Source organism: Rosenbergiella australiborealis (assembly GCF_018494035.1).
GTDB lineage: Bacteria > Pseudomonadota > Gammaproteobacteria > Enterobacterales > Enterobacteriaceae > Rosenbergiella > Rosenbergiella australiborealis.
In genome coordinates this window covers 37345-54081 of record NZ_JABBFO010000012.1, presented here as the reverse complement: position 1 = coordinate 54081, position 16737 = coordinate 37345, and the positions used below count along the sequence as shown (strand labels likewise).

The window sequence follows — 16737 nt, the reverse complement described above, 5'->3', positions numbered from 1 at the left end:
AGGCCTCATCATCATTGAGGCCTCTTTTGATTAAGGTCGATACACCTTAACGTTGGTAAAGCCTTGTTCATGCAGATAAAGCGCTTGTAAACGACTCATTACCCCCCGCTCACAATACAGTAGCCATGTGCGCTTACGGTCAAGATCAGCAAATTGAGTACTTAGCTTGTAGAAAGGTATCGATTTAACTTCGACACCCTCGACGATAAGCGGTGCATCATCTTGTTCATCGATAGAACGAATGTCCAGAATAGAATCTTGTGCGCTCAACTCGCTGACCGACTCAATTTCGGTAACTTCTTGTGTGGTGTCAGCTGCAATATCTCGAATATCAATATTGCGAGCTTCAGTCACGACACGGTCGAGAATAGTGAAGTCAAAGTTATTTTCTTCTTCTTCAATCTTTTCCTTAACCGCTTTGACCGTTGGACTTTTTGATATCACACCACAATATTCAGGCATCGTTTTGGCAAAATCTTCCGTTCCGATCTGCCGTGCGACTTTAATGATATGTTCTTTGTCATGAGAAATCAGGGGACGAAGCACTAACGTATCCGTAACGTTGTCGATTAAGCGCAAATTGGTCAAGGTTTGACTTGAGACCTGCCCCAAGGCTTCGCCGGTAACCAATGCTTGTACGCCGTAACGCTCAGCAATTTGGGACGCGGCACGCACCATCATTCGTTTAAGGACAACGCCCATTTGGCCGTCCTCCACTTTTTCTAGAATTTCACCCACGACAGGCTCAAAATCAATGGCGATGAAGCGAACTCGATGCGAACGCCCATAGGTATTCCATAAATAGTGCGCAACTTGACGAACGCCGATTTCGTGCGCAGCTCCGCCCAGATTAAAGAAACAATAATGGACACGACTGCCACGACGCATAAGCATATAGCTCGATACACCAGAGTCGAATCCCCCAGAAATGAGAGAAATAACATCTTCTTGTGTACCGATGGGAAAACCACCTAATCCTTCATAGCGTTGGGTGATCAGCAATAATCGGTCTTGATCAATTTCCAGCTGTACGGTTACGTCCGGGTTTTGGAGTTTTACCGATGCAGAATCAATATGTTGATTTAATCCCCCACCAACATAACGTTCAACTTCATGTGAAGTAAACTCATGCTTACCGCGGCGTTTAGCACGCACACAGAAGGTTTTCCCTATAAGCTGTGTTTGATACATCGCTAACGTTTGCTCAAAAATATCGTGCAAGCTACTAAAAGAACGGTCTTCGACCGCAAGTATATGGTGTATACCGGGGATCCGTGTGAGTGCTTCGGCGACGGCAGCACTGCATTCTTCTTTACGCGTGCGCACGGTGATGTGGTCCCAAAGGCGTACAACCGCGATATTTTCATCAACGCTTTTCAGCACGTTTCGTATATTACTGGATAAAATTTTAATAAAACGTAATCGAACAGATTGGCTTTTGATCGTTATTTCTGGAAATAATTTTACGATAAACTTCATATAGGCACTAACTTACGTGGGAATAAACGTTAATTATTAAACGTTTATATGTTAAAATAGGTTTCAGAGCTATCCTCTGATTTAAGCGCGCATAGTATATCATCATTACGTTGCTTTAGCTTGTTTTAGTCGTGCTACACAGAGTATTTTGCGAAAACTCTCTGGTCAGCTAACATATATCCATATTCTCGTTCATTCACCAAGCCGGTACTGTATATGCCTAAAAAACCTGCGTCGACGATCAGCTTTGAACAATCACTTTCTGAGCTAGAATCCATAGTGCAGCGCTTAGAAAGCGGTCAATTACCGCTAGAAGATGCTCTTAATGAATTTGAACGTGGGGTTACGCTTGCGCGTCAAGGCCAACAGCAATTACAGCAAGCCGAACAACGAGTACAAATTTTGCTTGCTCAAGACGAGCATGCTGAATTATCAACGTTCACCCCGGAAAATTGATAATGGATCATTTTACGACTTTAACGCACTACCGTACTCGTATCGATCTTGTGCTAGAAGAATGTTTAGAAAACCTTACTTTTCAGTCTAATCCGTTATTTCAAGCGATGCATCATGGCGTATTATTAGGTGGAAAAAGAATGCGCCCTTTCCTGGTGTATGCCACAGGGGAGATGTTTGGCATCGATTCTAAAGTACTTGATGTTCCTGCGGCTGCGATCGAATTTATCCATGCCTACTCGCTGATCCACGACGATTTACCAGCAATGGACGATGACAGCTTACGTCGTGGGCAACCGACTTGTCATATCGCTTTTGGTGAAGATACTGCGATTTTGGCGGGGGATGGCTTACTGACTCAAGCCTTCTCTATTCTGAGTGAAAAGCCGATGTCTGGGGTCAATGATTCGACCCGTATCGCGATGATTACCGAACTTGCACGGGCTAGCGGCGCGGTAGGGATGGTTTTAGGTCAAGCCCTCGACTTGCAAGCCGAAGGTAAAACAGTAAATGTTGAAGACTTAGAGACTATTCATCGCCATAAAACGGGGGCACTGATACGAGCGGCTATACGCCTAGGTGCACTTACTGCAGGCGAACGAAGTCGCCCGTACTTACCGCTTCTTGACCGTTATGCTGAGGCAATCGGCCTCGCCTTTCAGGTACAAGACGATATTCTCGATGTGACAGGCGATAGTCAAATCACGGGGAAACAGCAGGGAATGGATCTCGCGTTAGGGAAGAGCACATACCCTGGACTATTGGGACTTGAACCTGCACGTCATAAAGCCAAAGAGCTTTATCAAGAAGCCGTCGATGCCCTAGCGCAGCTCGAAAAACATGGCTTTAATACACAGCAGCTACAGGCGTTGGCGAGTTATATCGTTGAACGAAATAAATAAATTCTATGATGAGTCTCTGATGAGTTTTGACAATACCTTATATCCTACTCTGGCCCTCGCTGAAACTGTTCAGCAATTGCGCCAACTTCCGAAAGAGAAGTTGCCACAGCTTTGTGAAGAGTTACGCGCGTATTTGCTTAATAGCGTGAGTCAATCAAGTGGGCACTTTGCCTCTGGCCTCGGTGTCGTTGAACTTACGGTCGCATTACATTATGTCTATGATACACCTTTCGACCACCTTATCTGGGATGTTGGGCATCAGGCTTATCCCCATAAAATCCTAACTGGTCGCCGTGACCGTATCGGGACTATTCGCCAAAAAGGGGGCCTTCACCCTTTTCCTTGGCGTGCCGAAAGTGAACACGATGTATTAAGTGTTGGTCACTCATCCACCTCTATCAGTGCTGGTTTAGGGTTAGCGGTAGCCGCGCAAAAAGAACAGAAAGAGCGTAAAGTCGCTTGTATCATTGGTGATGGCGCAATTACTGCCGGTATGGCTTTTGAAGCGATGAATCACGCAGGTGACATCAAACCCGATATGCTAGTTATCCTTAACGATAATGATATGTCGATTTCTGAAAACGTGGGGGCACTGAATAACCGTGTTGCACAGCTGCTTTCAGGCAAAACCTATTCTAAACTACGTGAGAGCGGAAAACGTGCCTTTGATAATTTTCCGCCCATCAAAGAGTTGTTAAAGCGTACCGAAGAACATATCAAAGGGATGGTCTCACCCGGTACGCTGTTTGAAGAGTTGGGCTTTAATTATATTGGTCCCGTTGATGGACACGATGTCCACACTCTCGTCAGTACCCTATCAAATATGCGTCAGTTAAAAGGGCCACAATTTCTGCACATTATCACGCAGAAAGGGAAAGGCTATGCTCCCGCGGAAAAAGATCCGATTAGTTGGCATGCAGTTCCGAAATTTGATCCGGCAAGTGGCGTATTACCCACCAGTAAACAAAGTGCGGCTCCCACTTATTCAAAAGTGTTTGGGGATTGGCTTTGTGAAGTCGCCGCTCAAGATCCTAAACTGATGGCTATTACTCCTGCCATGCGCGAAGGCTCAGGTATGGTACGTTTCTCGCGCGAATATCCCGACCAATATTTTGATGTAGCGATTGCTGAACAACATGCAGTCACGTTTGCAGCAGGACTGGCGATTGGCGGCTATCATCCAGTAGTCGCAATTTATTCGACCTTTTTACAGCGGGCCTACGATCAACTCATCCATGACGTAGCAATCCAGAAGCTTCCCGTCTTGTTCGCAATCGATCGTGGGGGTATTGTCGGGGCTGATGGACAAACACACCAAGGAGCCTTCGATATTGCGTTCTTACGCTGTATCCCTGATCTGCTGATCATGACGCCAAGCAACGAAGATGAGTGTCGACAAATGCTCTACACTGGCTATCAATATCGCGATGGCCCTTCAGCAGTACGTTATCCGCGCGGAAATGGAATTGGCTTGGCAGAACGCCCTCTCGCCGCATTACCTATTGGAAAAGGTAAGATTGTTCAAGAAGGGAGTGATGTGGCTATTTTAAACTTTGGCACTCTCCTTGTTGAAGCCCAACAGGCGGCCGAACAGCTTGGTGCGACAGTGGTGGATATGCGCTTTGTCAAGCCGCTAGATGAGGCCCTTGTCATTTCCTTAGCGCAGACGCATAACACCTTTATTACCCTTGAAGAAGGGGCGATTAAAGGCGGAGCTGGCAGTGGCGTTAATGAGTTACTTATGGCTCATCGCTTAATGCGTCCAGTGCTTAATCTCGGTCTCCCTGACGAATTTATTGCGCAAGGTACGCAAGATGAGGTGAGACAGGCATTAGGGCTGGATAGCAAAGGAATTATTGAACGCTACCAGCAATGGTCTCAATAAAAAAGAGCCCGTATCTGTACCCAAAAGTTGGATAATCCAACTTTTGGGTACAATTAAGCAGAAAAATGATCGAAGCCTTGTGGCTGATAAATCAGCTTTTTCCCTTGATCGTACAACGCAATCCCTTCAGATGAAGGCAATATTTGTCCAATACAGCAACTCTCTACCCCTAAATTATCAAGCGCAAGTTGGATAGCTTCGCGGTTGACTTCCGGTACGGTAAAACAGAGTTCGTAATCTTCACCACCATTTAACGCAAAGTTAATCGCTACCTCCCGTTCAACAACCTCTTGTAAGTAGGAAGAGAGCGGTAATTGACTTTGCTCTATTTTTGCGCCCACGTGACTGGCGTGCAGAATATGTCCTAGATCAGAGAGTAATCCATCCGAGATATCTATCGCTGAAGTAGCGAGGTCTCGCAGTGCTTGCCCGGGTAAAATGCGTGGGGTAGGACGAAGGTGTCGCTTAAGTAAATACTCACGTTGTTGTGCTGTCGACACTGTCAGTTTATTTTGCAGAATCGCTAATCCCGCAGCACTATCGCCTAACGTTCCAGTGACGAAGATCCAATCACCATGTTGTGCCCCACTGCGTGTTAATGCTTTACCCGCAGGTACTAATCCGTGAATACCCAGCGTCATAGAGAGTGGACCACGAGTGGTGTCTCCCCCAATTAACTGCATATGGAAGTAGTCTAATTGCTCAAATAATGCATCGCTGAAGGATTGCAACCATTGATGATCAACATGAGGTAGACTAATCGCTAAGGTAAGCCAAGCGGGATCGGCTCCCATTGCGGCTAAATCACTGAGGTTAACGGCTAAGGCTTTATAGGCAAGATCTTCTGGGGCGATATCAGGATAAAAGTGTGTGCCTTCCACTAATGTATCGACACTAATGGCTAATGTCTGATTAGGGGAAAGATTTAATAATGCACAATCGTCACCAATCCCAGTTTCAACATCTCGTCTATTCGTCGTTTTGCGATTGAAATAACGAGTAATGACTTCAAATTCACCACAGGCCATCACGTTTACCTTTTTATCTTACTTTGCCATAAAAAAAAGGCCGGAATTTCCGGCCTGATATAATTATTTACGGCGTGGTCTAATTTGTGGAGCGACTTTGTCCAATACACCGTTAATAAACTTATGACTATCTTCAGCACCGAAGGTTTTAGCAAGTTCAATACCTTCGTTGATAGCCACTTTGTATGGGACGTCATCACGCTTACTCAGCTCATAAAGCGAAATGCGTAATGCCGCTTTTTCAACTTGTCCCAGTTCATCAAGACGACGACTAAGGTGAGGTTGCATCAGGTTATCAAGATAATCACTGTTGTTCGCTACGCCAGTCAGGATCTCCCGAAAGTACAGCACATCAACGTCTTTGACGTCATTTTCAGCAAGGAACTGATATTCAACATCAGCAATGTCGTTATTCGATATTTGCCAGGAGTAGAGTGCTTGAAGAGCACACTCTCGGGCGCGGCGGCGAGCAGCAGGTTTCACAAAAATTCCCTCAGAATCAGGCGTTAATCGCTTTTATTACGTTAATCATTTCAAGTGCGGTAAGAGCGGCTTCAGCGCCTTTATTACCCGCTTTAGTTCCAGCACGCTCAATAGCCTGCTCGATATTTTCAGTCGTTAATACACCAAAGGAGACTGGGATGTCGCTATTCATCGCAACATTCGCAATTCCCGAACTGGCTTCACCGGCCACAAACTCAAAGTGCGCGGTGCCACCACGAATAACCGTTCCTAAGGCAATCACTGCATCATATTTTTTTGTTCGTGTTAAGGCCCGTGCGGCGAGCGGAAGTTCATAAGCTCCCGGTACCCAGACCACGGTAATGTTTTCGTCTTTGACCTGACCAATGCGTTTTAATGCATCAACCGCACCTTGAAGCAAACTATCGTTAATGAAGTTGTTGAAACGAGCGATAACAATCGCAATATTGGCTTCTGGTGTAGCCACTGGCGCTTCGATAATTTTCATAAATATCCTTCAGGTTAAGAGTAAGACGCCCAACAGGGCGCGAATTCTAGCATAATGTTTGACGGTCTGCTTAGGCTTTTACACAGACGCTGCAATTGGCTGCAAAATAAGTCGTAAGTCACGGCCGATTTGTCGAATATCGTTGATTTCAAATTCCATTGCTTGGGAGAGATGTTCTATACCCGGTAGCTGGCATAAGCTACGTGCATCGGATCCTAACAATTTGGGTGCCGTATAAAGGATCAGTTCATCAACCACCCCAGCATGTAACAGCTGGCCTGCCAGCGTCGCACCCGCTTCAACCCAAACGGTGTTTATCTGCTGTTGACCCAGTGTCATCATCAATGCTACTAAGTCAATATAGCCGTGATGCTCAGGGAGAACTAACTCTTTATCCCAAGCATTTATCTGCTCAGAGGGTTGTACCACGGCACGCCACGTTTGAGCTCCTGGCATAAATAAAGCTGCGTTATCACTGACTTGACGATGGCGATCTAACACGACACGTAAAGGTTGACGCAGCTGCGACGCTTCCCCAATTAGCGCTTGTGTATCGGCATCTAATTGCGACCAACGTACGTTCATCTGGGGATTATCTGCCAGTACGGTCTGACTGGTCGTCAATATCGCGGAAGACTGGGCACGAAACTGTTGTACATCTTGACGCGCTGCCGCTGAAGTAATCCACTGACTTTCGCCATTCGCCATTGCCGTACGACCGTCCAGCGAGGCAGCCATTTTTAATTGTACCCAAGGGAACCCTGTACGCATCCGCTTAAGAAAACCACGGTTAAGGCTCTCTGCCTCTTGGGCTAACAGACCAAATTCGACTTCAATACCGGCTTCACGTAAACGATGTAATCCCCGACCCGCGACTTGGGGGTTAGGATCTTGCATCGCGGCAACCACACGTGTGATCCCCGCCGCAATGAGCGCATCGCAGCAAGGAGGCGTTCGTCCATAGTGACTGCAAGGTTCCAAGGTCACGTAAGCGGTCGCGCCTTTTGCTGCTGTTCCTGCTTCACGTAATGCGTGGACTTCAGCATGCCCTTCCCCTGCCTTTTGATGGAAGCCCTCACCGATAATGGCACCGTCTTTGACAATCACACAGCCAACATTTGGATTAGGGCTCGTCGTAAAACGTCCGCGTGCAGCGAGTTGTAGGGCATGTTGCATAAAATCACGATCAGACATTACTCACTCCCAAGTTTTGCGATTTCTTCGCCAAATTCGCGCACATCTTCAAAACTACGATAGACTGATGCAAACCGAATGTAGGCCACTTTATCTAAGAGTTTTAGCTCATCCATCACATAATTCCCTACTACTTTACTCGGTAATTCACGCTCTCCGGTTGCCCGTAACCGTGCTTTAATTCTATGTACCGCATTATCTAAGGCATCAGCACTTACTGGGCGCTTTTCTAGTGCTTTCATTAGACCACGCATCATTTTTTCTTCATCAAAAGGCTCTCGAATCTCATCACTTTTAATGACACGTGGCATAACCAGCTCTGCAATTTCAAATGTCGTAAATCGCTCGCTACAGAGTAAACATTGTCTGCGACGTCGTACTGAAGAACCTTCACTGACCAAGCGAGAGTCAATGACTTTTGTATCGACGGCGTTACAAAAAGGGCAGTACATAGTGACTCCTGTATTAGGTAGTAGGGGCAGCTAGTGTAGCGCGAACCCCTTAGGACAGAAACGTTTACCGATAAATTTCTTCGTTCAACCTCGCTATCTCTCACAAAGGGAGAAATGGGCTATACTGTAGAGTGTTGTAATCACTATTTTCACAACCTAAAACAGGAGTTTGTAATGGGCTTATTTGATTTTGTAAAAGAAGCAGGTGAAAAAATTTGGGATTCAGTCTCATCACACGATGACGCCGCGACCAAGATCCAGGACCACCTACAAAAACTGGGGATCCCTGGCGCAGATAAAGTACAAGTCAGTGTTGATGGCGACAAAGCAACGGTGAGTGGTGAAGGGTTAAGCCAAGAATTAAAAGAGAAGATTTTAGTCGCGGTGGGCAACGTTGCTGGAATTAGTAGTGTCGATGATAAAGTGACTACTACCCCCGACACGGCAACTGCCACCGAGAGTAAATTCTATACGGTAAAATCGGGTGATACCTTAAGCGGTATCGCGAAACAAATGTACGGTGATGCTAACCAGTACAACAAGATTTTTGAAGCGAATAAACCCATGCTTTCACACCCGGACAAAATTTATCCGGGTCAATCATTACGTATTCCAGCCTAAATACTTTCGCTGCCGGATACCGGCAGCGAATATCGTTATACTCGTCTTGCGTGACGCGAACGACGCGTTAAAGGATAGCCAAGCATTAACACTATCATCCACACTACCCCTGCATAAAGTGATAAACGCGTATCAGGGAAATAGCCAATCAAAGCAATAATAAACAGCAAAAATACAACCGCTAAACTCGATAATACAATGCCACCCGGTAAAGCAAATTTCAGACTTTTTGCCGCTTCCTTACCTAACTTAATACGCGAAGCGATTTGTGAAAGTAGGATCATGATCCACACCCAAACCGTAGCAAAAGTCGCTAACGAAGCGATCACCAAAAAGACCTTCTCAGGGATTAGATAATTGAGCAGTACAGCAATTAGCAGTGCAACCATCATCACAATTACGGTCACTGCAGGTGCACCACGTGAAGAGACTTTACGGAAGATAGCCGGGGCTTGTCCCTGCTCTGCCAACCCATGCAACATACGACCGACACCGAAAATATCGCTATTGATTGCCGATAATGATGCAGTGATCACCACAAAATTTAAAATAGAGGCTGCTGCCGCAATACCCAGATGTTGGAAGGTTAAAACGAAGGGGCTCCCTTGAGTACCAACTTGGTTCCAAGGATAGATAGCCATGATAACGAAAAGTGTCGCCACATAAAAAACCAGTATACGCCATGGTACGGAATTGATCGCTTTAGGGATAGATTTCTCAGGATTTTCAGCCTCTCCCGCTGTAATTCCAATTATTTCAATCCCCCCATAGGCAAACATAACCATCTGGAGTGAAAGCAGCATTCCAACTAAGCCATGCGCGAAGAAGCCACCATTGGTCCAAAGATTAGAAATACCCGTAGGCTGTCCGCCGTTACCCATTCCCCAAATGATCATTGCGAATCCAGCAATAATCATTAAGGTGATAGTAGCGATTTTGAAAAATGAGAACCAAAACTCAACTTCGCCGAAGGTTTTTACGCTCATTAGGTTTATGGCACCGATAATAAACACGACGCTTAATACCCATATCCAATGCGGTACATCTGGGAACCAGACTCCCATGTAAACACCAAACGCGGTTACGTCGGCAATACCCACAATCAATATTTCAAAACAGTAAGTCCAACCGGTAAGATATCCCGCCCAAGGGCCCAAATAGTCGTTAGCGTAGCGTGAGAAAGAGCTGGCAGAAGGGTTATTCACCGACATCTCACCTAGAGCACGCATAATAATATAAGCGACTAATCCGCCGATGATATAAGCCAGTAATACGCTTGGGCCGGCCATACGGATTGCATCCGCTGAACCATAGAATAAGCCTGTACCTACCGCCGAACCTAGCGCCATAAAACGGATATGCCGAATACTCAGTCCCCGTTTTAGGGTATTTTCTTGTTGCATAATTTACCGATCCCAAAAATAAAAACCACGAGCAATCGCCCGTGGTTTGTGACATCAATACATGTTAAGCCGATGTTTTCACGCTAACAGCCTTACCTTTCATTCTATCGATAATCGCCGCAATAATAATAACGACTAATACTGGCGGTAACCACGATAAATTCTGCTCAGATAGCGGTAGGTGCTGCAAGCTCACCGGTACCCAATCTTTAAGATTGCTTGCTTTAAAGCCATCAATAATACCAAAGACTAAACTTACTACCATCGCAGGCTTAATGATGCGCCCTGCTTCTTGCCACCAGCCTAAAGTAAAACTTAGGACAACCAGTACGATACAAGGCGGATAGATAGCGGTTAATACAGGTATAGAAATGGCAATCAAGTGTGTTAAACCCAAATTGGAGATTATCATCGCAAAGAGGCTCAAAATGATAACAAGCGCCTTATAGGATAACGGTAAGTACTGGGCAAAAAACTCGGCACAAGCACAGGTCAGTCCAATAGCAGTAACCATACAGGCCAGCAAAATAAGCACACCTAAGAAGATGCTGCCCCCTGAACCAAAGGTATGCTGGACGTAAGCATGAAGGATCATTGCACCATTTGATGACTGGCTGACAAGACTTCCGCTATCTGAACCTAATTTGAATAAAGAAAGGTACACTAAAGTTAAACCAACCCCAGCAATGATCCCTGCTAAAACAGTGTAACGCGTTAATAATTTTGAGTTTTCAATACCGCGTGAACGGGCAGCATTAACAATGACAATGCCAAAGACAAGGGCGCCGAGCGTATCCATCGTCAAATAGCCATTCACAAAACCGTTAGAAAAAGCGGCTTGTTGATAAACATCAGTAGCCGGTAAATGGCTTCCCGCAGGCCAAAGTAAGGCAGCAATCCCTAGAACAGCCAGAGCAATGATTTTAATCGGCGCTAAAAAGTGACCGACGGTATCAAGTAGTTTACCGGGAAATAGAGAAACGAAGATCACTATGCAAAAATAGATCACGCTATAAATTTGCAAAGCTAGGGCATTGTCACCGACTAATGGGCCAATACCAACTGCAAAGGAGACTGTCGCCGTACGAGGTGTCGCAAATAAAGGTCCTACTGCGAGATAACAGACAAACGCTAAGACAACCCCTGCCGCTTTACCCATTGGGCTGCTTAAGGTATCCACCCCGCCGCCAACACGTGCTAATGCAATGACGGTCATAACCGGTAATCCTACTGCTGTGAGTAAGAAACCTAGGGCAGAAACCCATACATGTTCACCGGATTGAATACCTACCATTGGTGGGAAAATAATATTTCCTGCACCGACAAACAACGCGAAGGTCATAAACCCTAGCGCAAATATATCCCTGGTCGTTAAACGTTTCATCATAAATACTCTAAGTAACCCTGCCGTTTATATAAATTATAGTTTGTTGACGATCACTTCCCCTGTTCTGCATAACGCTATCAGAGGGGATAAAAAGTGAGAGGGCGTTAAGCCACAAGATGCGTCAAGGTATAAGTAAATCTTTTATAACAAACAAAGGCAACACAGTCACTGCAAAGCAGTATAATATTCTAAAAAACAGCCTTAAATCAGCGATTGTGCCAATAATTAGAGGAAACATTTAGAAAATGATGTGCGTTTTTTTTGAGCAGGTGATAGTGAGAATGTGAAATGAGGATAACCACAAAAGACTACGCGGTTATCATCGTGATAAAACGTTACGGCCAGATGTGATGAGCGACTTCTTGCAACAAATCAATTTTTTCCCATTGTTGCGCCTCAAAAAGATTATTGCCTTCTTCAGTAGAGGCAAAGCCACATTGTGGACTAATACAAATTTGATCAAGACTGATAAATGTTGTGGCCTCTTTTACTCTGGCCGTAATTTGTTCCACGGATTCCAAATCACCCACTTTTGTCGTCACCAATCCGAGAACTACTTGTTGATGTCCGGGCTTAATGTAGCGTAAAGGTTCAAATCCGCCGGAGCGATCATTATCATATTCAAGAAAGAACGTATCAACATTGACTTGGCCAAACAGAATTTCAGCAACCGGTTCATACCCTCCTTCAGAAATCCAGGTTGAACGAAAGTTTCCCCGGCAAACATGCAATCCTATTCGCATATCTGCTGGCTTGTCTTCTAAAGCACGGTTGAGTACATATGCATAAGTTCTCGCCAGTTGAGTAGGGTCATCACCCCGTGCACGAAGTTGCTGCTGTTGAGCTTCAGAACAGAGATAAGCCCATGCCGTATCGTCAAGTTGCAGATAACGACAGCCAACTTGGTAGAACGCACGGATTGCTTTTTTCCAAGTCAGGGCAATATCTTCAAAATATTCTGTTAAATCAGGATATACCGTCTTTGAGATGGCATCTCGTCCACCCCGAAAGTGTAATACGCTAGGACTTGGAATGGTCATTTTAGCAATACTGTGACCCGCAATTTTTTGTAAAAACGCAAAATCAGCCGGCATCGGGTGAGAGATAAAATCAATCTTACCAGTGACCTTGATCCCATGAGCTTTCGTCTGAATACCATTAAACTGAATGCCTTGTTCTACCACGACTTGTTCGACACCGGTTAAACCATCAAAAAAGTCGAAATGCCACCAAGCACGACGAAACTCACCATCTGTAACAACCCGTAACCCATGTTGTTGTTGAAGCGCCACAACCTCTCTAATGGCTTGATCTTCCGTTTCACGCAATTGCTCGGCGGTTATTTGACCTTGTGCGAATTGAGCGCGAGCTTGCTTAACATTCTCTGGACGTAAAAAACTGCCCACAACTTCTACACGATAACTCTCTTGCTGCATGATCTTCATCCCCCAACGATAATTTTAGAGAAAAAGACATCTAGATGTCTAAATAAAATTTACTCTGCTTCTCATAAAACACAATTGAAGTTAATTCATCATCAGTTGAATTATTGTATTTCAGTTAAAATATGTGCCTTCGTGAGTTGAAAGCTGAAGACTGTCTGCTGTTGAGGCTGACTTTCGATTCGCAATTTACTCCCGTGGTGACTTAACGCATGTTTAACAATGGCTAAGCCTAATCCACTTCCCCCTGAGTGACTAGACCGCGCACCATCAACGCGATAGAAGCGCTCAGTCAACCTTGAGATATGCTCAGCGGCAATCCCCGGTCCATCATCACTCACTTTAAATTCAGCTCCAAATGAGGTTTTCTGCCAGCTCAATATCACTGTGGTTCCAGCAGGGGTATGATTAATCGCATTAAACACTAGATTAGAAATAGCACTGCGTAACTGTTCTTCATTACCGAGGGCGAGAAGGTCCTTATCAATGTGACAAATCACTTTATGACGATTATCACTCAAGGCCATTGCTTCGTGATAGAGCTGTTCAAGTAATGAAGGAACGTCAATGCGCTGACGCATTTCATAGGTGGGCGTAGCTTCGATTTTGGATAGAATAAGAAGTTGTTTAACCAGCGCCGCCATACGTTGCGTCTGTGACTCCATTGTCATCAATGCTTTTTGTTGAGTGGCAAGAGGCATATTTCCTTCTTGCATCATTTCAAGATAGCCTTGCAAAACGGTTAAAGGGGTACGAAGTTCATGGCTAACATTCGCAAAAAAATTACGACGCATATTTTCTAACTGGTGAATCTGGCTAATATCTCGGCCGACAATCAGCCACTGCTTCTCACTGTAAGGCATAATCCGAAATTCCATTTGCTGCCCATTGTTCAGTGCTTGTACCAGTGGTTGGCTAAATTGGCGTTGCTGTAAATAACGAGAAAATTCAGGGTAACGCAGTAAGTTTTGGATATTTTGACCATTGTCTTCTGGCCAACGCAGGCCAAGAAGATCTTGCGCAAGCCCATTACACCAAAAGATATTCCCCTCTTCTGTTACTGATATGAGCGCATCTGGAAGAGACTCGGCACCACTGCGAAAACGCTGGATCAGAGAGCGCAGTTCACTACGCCGACGTTTGTTACGCTGTTGCATCAACTGCAACCCGTAAAATAATGGCTCCCAGCTGCCTCGTCCTGTCGGCGGTGTCATACTCCGGTCAATCCATAGCCAATGAGAGAGACGAAGTAATTGCCGAAAATGCCAGCCTAATAGCGCTAATAAACCGATAATTACAGTAATACTAATTTGATGCAAAAAAAATCCGATGACCGAACTTATAATTAAAACGATAACCAGTTCGAGGAGTAATTTTTTAATAGAGAGTTTTTCAAGCACCGATTTTCCCCTTAATAACGCACCGAGAATCGATAACCCGCGCCACGTACTGTTTGAATCATTTTCTCGTAGCCTGATGTCTCTAATGCTTTACGTAAACGTCTAATATGCACATCAACGGTGCGATCTTCAACATAGACATTAGTGCCCCAAACCTGATTAAGTAAGTGTTCACGCGTATAAACGCGTTCAGTATGAGTCATAAAAAAGTGCAGTAAGCGATATTCGGTCGGCCCCATATCAATGGGCGTTTCACCGGCCATGACTCGATGTGAACTAGGATCGAGGATCAATCCTTGGATATTAATGACTTCATCCTCAGGTGACGGGGATACACGTCGAATGATAGCTTTAATTCGCGCGATAAGCTCTTTAGGCGAAAAGGGCTTGAGCATGTAGTCATCCGCCCCTGCATCAAGACCGCGAACGCGATCTTCTTCTTCGCCTTTAGCGGTCAGCATCAAGACGGGAATGTCTCGAGTGAAGGCTTCTTTTTTTAAGTGGCGAATATATTGAATACCACTTCCACCGGGTAACATCCAATCCAGTAATATTAAATCTGGCCAAGGTTCAATTAATTGGCGTACCGCACGATCATAGTCTTCTGCTTCGATTACTTCATATCCATTCTGTTCTAATACAAAACAAATCATTTCACGAATGGGTGCTTCATCCTCTACCACTAAGATCCGCTTGGCCATTTTTTCTCCAAAATTAATAACTTACTTAGGCATGTATAGCATTATCTGTCACTTTTATTACACTTTTATGAATTGCATATGTAACTAATTATCTCTAATTATTAATTATAAGTTGGCACTGCGTGGTTTTGTGCCCGACAAGTTAAGGCTATACTCGACGTTTGATCTTTTAAGACGTAGGGTCTGATGAAAATAATTCATACCTCTGATTGGCATTTAGGCCAGTTTTTTTATACTCGGAGCCGCGCGCCAGAACATCAGGCCTTTTTACAGTGGTTAACAACATTCGTCATTGAACAGCACGTCGATGCGATTATCGTGGCCGGGGATATTTTCGACACGGCAACGCCTGCAAGCTACGCACGAGAACTTTTAAACCAGTTTATTGTGTCGTTACAAGAGACTGGCTGCCACCTCTACCTTCTCGCCGGTAATCATGATTCCGTCGCCACGCTTAATGAGTCGAAAGCATTAGTCGCTTGTCTACACACACATATTATTACCGGTATTTCAGAAGAAGGAGCAGCGCCCTCTTCAACGTTGTTTCCATTAAAAAATGCACAAGGAAAAACTTGTGCACTACTCTGTGCCATTCCTTATTTACGACCACGAGATATTCAAATTAGCCAAGCAGGCTTAACCGGTCGAGAGAAGCAGCAAGATTTATTACAATCAATCACCAACTATTATCAAGATCAATATCAGCAAGCATTAGATTATCAAAAGCACTATCAGCTTGATAATTTGCCGATCATTGCAACCGGGCATCTTACTGCTTTAGGCGTAACAAAGAGCGATTCTGTGCGTGATATTTATATTGGTACATTAGAAGCCTTTCCAGCCAGTGCATTTCCCCCGGCCGATTATATTGCACTAGGCCATATTCATCGCGGACAAAATATTAACGGTGATACACTAATTCGTTATTGCGGCTCGCCGATTCCTTTAAGTTTTGATGAATTGGGATCTGCAAAGAGTATTACATTGATCACTCTGACTGACGGCGAACCGTTACGCTTGACGACACACAACATTCCCTGCTTTCAACCGATGCAAATGCTTAAAGGCTCATTGGCTGAACTTAAAGAGCAACTAGAGAGTCTCGTATTTCCGCAAAATGGGCAAAAAATTTGGCTCGACATTGAGATTCATCACGACGAATATTTAAGCGACCTACAACAACGTATTGAGAAAATGGCTGAAGGATTGGCTGTCGAAATTTTATTATTACGACGTAAACGTATTGCCTCCTCTGCAGCGCTCACACTCAAACAAAAAGAAACATTAAGTGAACTCACTCCCGAAGAGGTTTTTTGTCGGCGGTTAGCACAAGAATCCTTAGATAGTGATCAACAACAGAACCTACTGCAACTGTTTCGACAAGTGACGGCACAGATCCACGACCCGCAGGCGTAAC

At 44.8% G+C, this 16737-nt stretch carries 16 protein-coding genes; 5 read left to right on the top strand and 11 right to left on the bottom strand.

What is annotated here, in order from left to right:
* Nucleotides 1–30: 30 nt before the first annotated feature.
* The gene (gene thiI, locus HGT73_RS11980) at nucleotides 31–1479 is read right to left on the bottom strand and encodes a tRNA uracil 4-sulfurtransferase ThiI (protein WP_214215343.1); all 1449 of its coding nucleotides are present in this window, start codon (nucleotides 1477–1479) and stop codon (nucleotides 31–33) included.
* 216 nt (nucleotides 1480–1695) lie between these two features.
* Here thiI and xseB point away from each other — a divergent pair, with 216 nt between their 5' ends.
* From xseB to dxs, 3 genes are read left to right on the top strand one after another with little or no spacing between them, the layout of a single operon-like run.
* Nucleotides 1696–1935, top strand: coding sequence for an exodeoxyribonuclease VII small subunit (gene xseB, locus HGT73_RS11975; protein WP_214215342.1), 240 nt, complete (start codon nucleotides 1696–1698; stop codon nucleotides 1933–1935).
* A 2-nt stretch (nucleotides 1936–1937) separates the two neighbouring features.
* Nucleotides 1938–2837: a (2E,6E)-farnesyl diphosphate synthase gene (ispA, locus tag HGT73_RS11970; protein WP_214215341.1), complete on the top strand. Its 900-nt coding sequence runs from the start codon at nucleotides 1938–1940 to the stop codon at nucleotides 2835–2837.
* A gap of 19 nt (nucleotides 2838–2856) precedes the next feature.
* Nucleotides 2857–4722 carry a 1-deoxy-D-xylulose-5-phosphate synthase gene (gene dxs / locus HGT73_RS11965; RefSeq protein WP_214215339.1) on the top strand — a complete coding sequence of 622 codons (1866 nt, stop codon included), beginning with the start codon at nucleotides 2857–2859 and terminating at the stop codon, nucleotides 4720–4722.
* 53 nt (nucleotides 4723–4775) lie between these two features.
* Here dxs and thiL read toward each other — a convergent pair whose 3' ends face one another.
* The 5 genes from thiL to nrdR all read right to left on the bottom strand — a co-directional run bounded on the left by thiL (nucleotide 4776) and on the right by nrdR (nucleotide 8366).
* Nucleotides 4776–5750 (bottom strand): thiamine-phosphate kinase, encoded by a 975-nt coding sequence (thiL, locus tag HGT73_RS11960; protein WP_214215337.1) that lies wholly within the window; start codon nucleotides 5748–5750, stop codon nucleotides 4776–4778.
* Nucleotides 5751–5813: 63 nt separating this feature from the next.
* Nucleotides 5814–6233 (bottom strand): transcription antitermination factor NusB, encoded by a 420-nt coding sequence (gene nusB / locus HGT73_RS11955; RefSeq protein WP_214215335.1) that lies wholly within the window; start codon nucleotides 6231–6233, stop codon nucleotides 5814–5816.
* Nucleotides 6234–6249: 16 nt separating this feature from the next.
* The gene (gene ribH, locus HGT73_RS11950; protein ID WP_214215333.1) at nucleotides 6250–6720 is read right to left on the bottom strand and encodes a 6,7-dimethyl-8-ribityllumazine synthase; all 471 of its coding nucleotides are present in this window, start codon (nucleotides 6718–6720) and stop codon (nucleotides 6250–6252) included.
* Between the two features lie 78 nt (nucleotides 6721–6798).
* On the bottom strand, nucleotides 6799–7914 hold the full coding sequence (gene ribD / locus HGT73_RS11945; RefSeq protein WP_214215331.1) for a bifunctional diaminohydroxyphosphoribosylaminopyrimidine deaminase/5-amino-6-(5-phosphoribosylamino)uracil reductase RibD: 1116 nt from the start codon (nucleotides 7912–7914) through the stop codon (nucleotides 6799–6801).
* On the bottom strand, nucleotides 7914–8366 hold the full coding sequence (nrdR, locus tag HGT73_RS11940) for a transcriptional regulator NrdR (RefSeq protein ID WP_214215329.1): 453 nt from the start codon (nucleotides 8364–8366) through the stop codon (nucleotides 7914–7916). The genes ribD and nrdR overlap by 1 nt, the downstream gene beginning before the upstream one ends.
* Before the next feature lie 174 nt (nucleotides 8367–8540).
* On the opposite strand from nrdR, the gene lysM reads away from it, so the two are divergent.
* Complete coding sequence (gene lysM, locus HGT73_RS11935; protein ID WP_214215325.1) at nucleotides 8541–8987, top strand: peptidoglycan-binding protein LysM; 447 nt, start codon at nucleotides 8541–8543, stop codon at nucleotides 8985–8987.
* A gap of 35 nt (nucleotides 8988–9022) precedes the next feature.
* Here the strand turns inward: lysM and proY are convergent, their stop codons facing one another.
* The 5 genes from proY to phoB all read right to left on the bottom strand — a co-directional run bounded on the left by proY (nucleotide 9023) and on the right by phoB (nucleotide 15320).
* Complete coding sequence (gene proY / locus HGT73_RS11930) at nucleotides 9023–10390, bottom strand: proline-specific permease ProY (protein WP_214215323.1); 1368 nt, start codon at nucleotides 10388–10390, stop codon at nucleotides 9023–9025.
* A gap of 64 nt (nucleotides 10391–10454) precedes the next feature.
* Nucleotides 10455–11777: a branched-chain amino acid transport system II carrier protein gene (brnQ, locus tag HGT73_RS11925; protein WP_214215321.1), complete on the bottom strand. Its 1323-nt coding sequence runs from the start codon at nucleotides 11775–11777 to the stop codon at nucleotides 10455–10457.
* Nucleotides 11778–12112: 335 nt separating this feature from the next.
* Nucleotides 12113–13213, bottom strand: a complete 1101-nt coding sequence (locus tag HGT73_RS11920; RefSeq protein ID WP_214215319.1) for a cobalamin-independent methionine synthase II family protein — start codon at nucleotides 13211–13213, stop codon at nucleotides 12113–12115.
* A 110-nt stretch (nucleotides 13214–13323) separates the two neighbouring features.
* Nucleotides 13324–14619 carry a phosphate regulon sensor histidine kinase PhoR gene (phoR, locus tag HGT73_RS11915; protein ID WP_214215317.1) on the bottom strand — a complete coding sequence of 432 codons (1296 nt, stop codon included), beginning with the start codon at nucleotides 14617–14619 and terminating at the stop codon, nucleotides 13324–13326.
* An 11-nt stretch (nucleotides 14620–14630) separates the two neighbouring features.
* Nucleotides 14631–15320: a phosphate regulon transcriptional regulator PhoB gene (gene phoB, locus HGT73_RS11910; RefSeq protein ID WP_214215315.1), complete on the bottom strand. Its 690-nt coding sequence runs from the start codon at nucleotides 15318–15320 to the stop codon at nucleotides 14631–14633.
* 186 nt (nucleotides 15321–15506) lie between these two features.
* On the opposite strand from phoB, the gene sbcD reads away from it, so the two are divergent.
* Entirely contained in the window at nucleotides 15507–16736 is a 1230-nt protein-coding gene (sbcD, locus tag HGT73_RS11905; RefSeq protein WP_214215314.1) for an exonuclease subunit SbcD, read from the top strand.
* Nucleotide 16737: the final 1 nt, after the last annotated feature.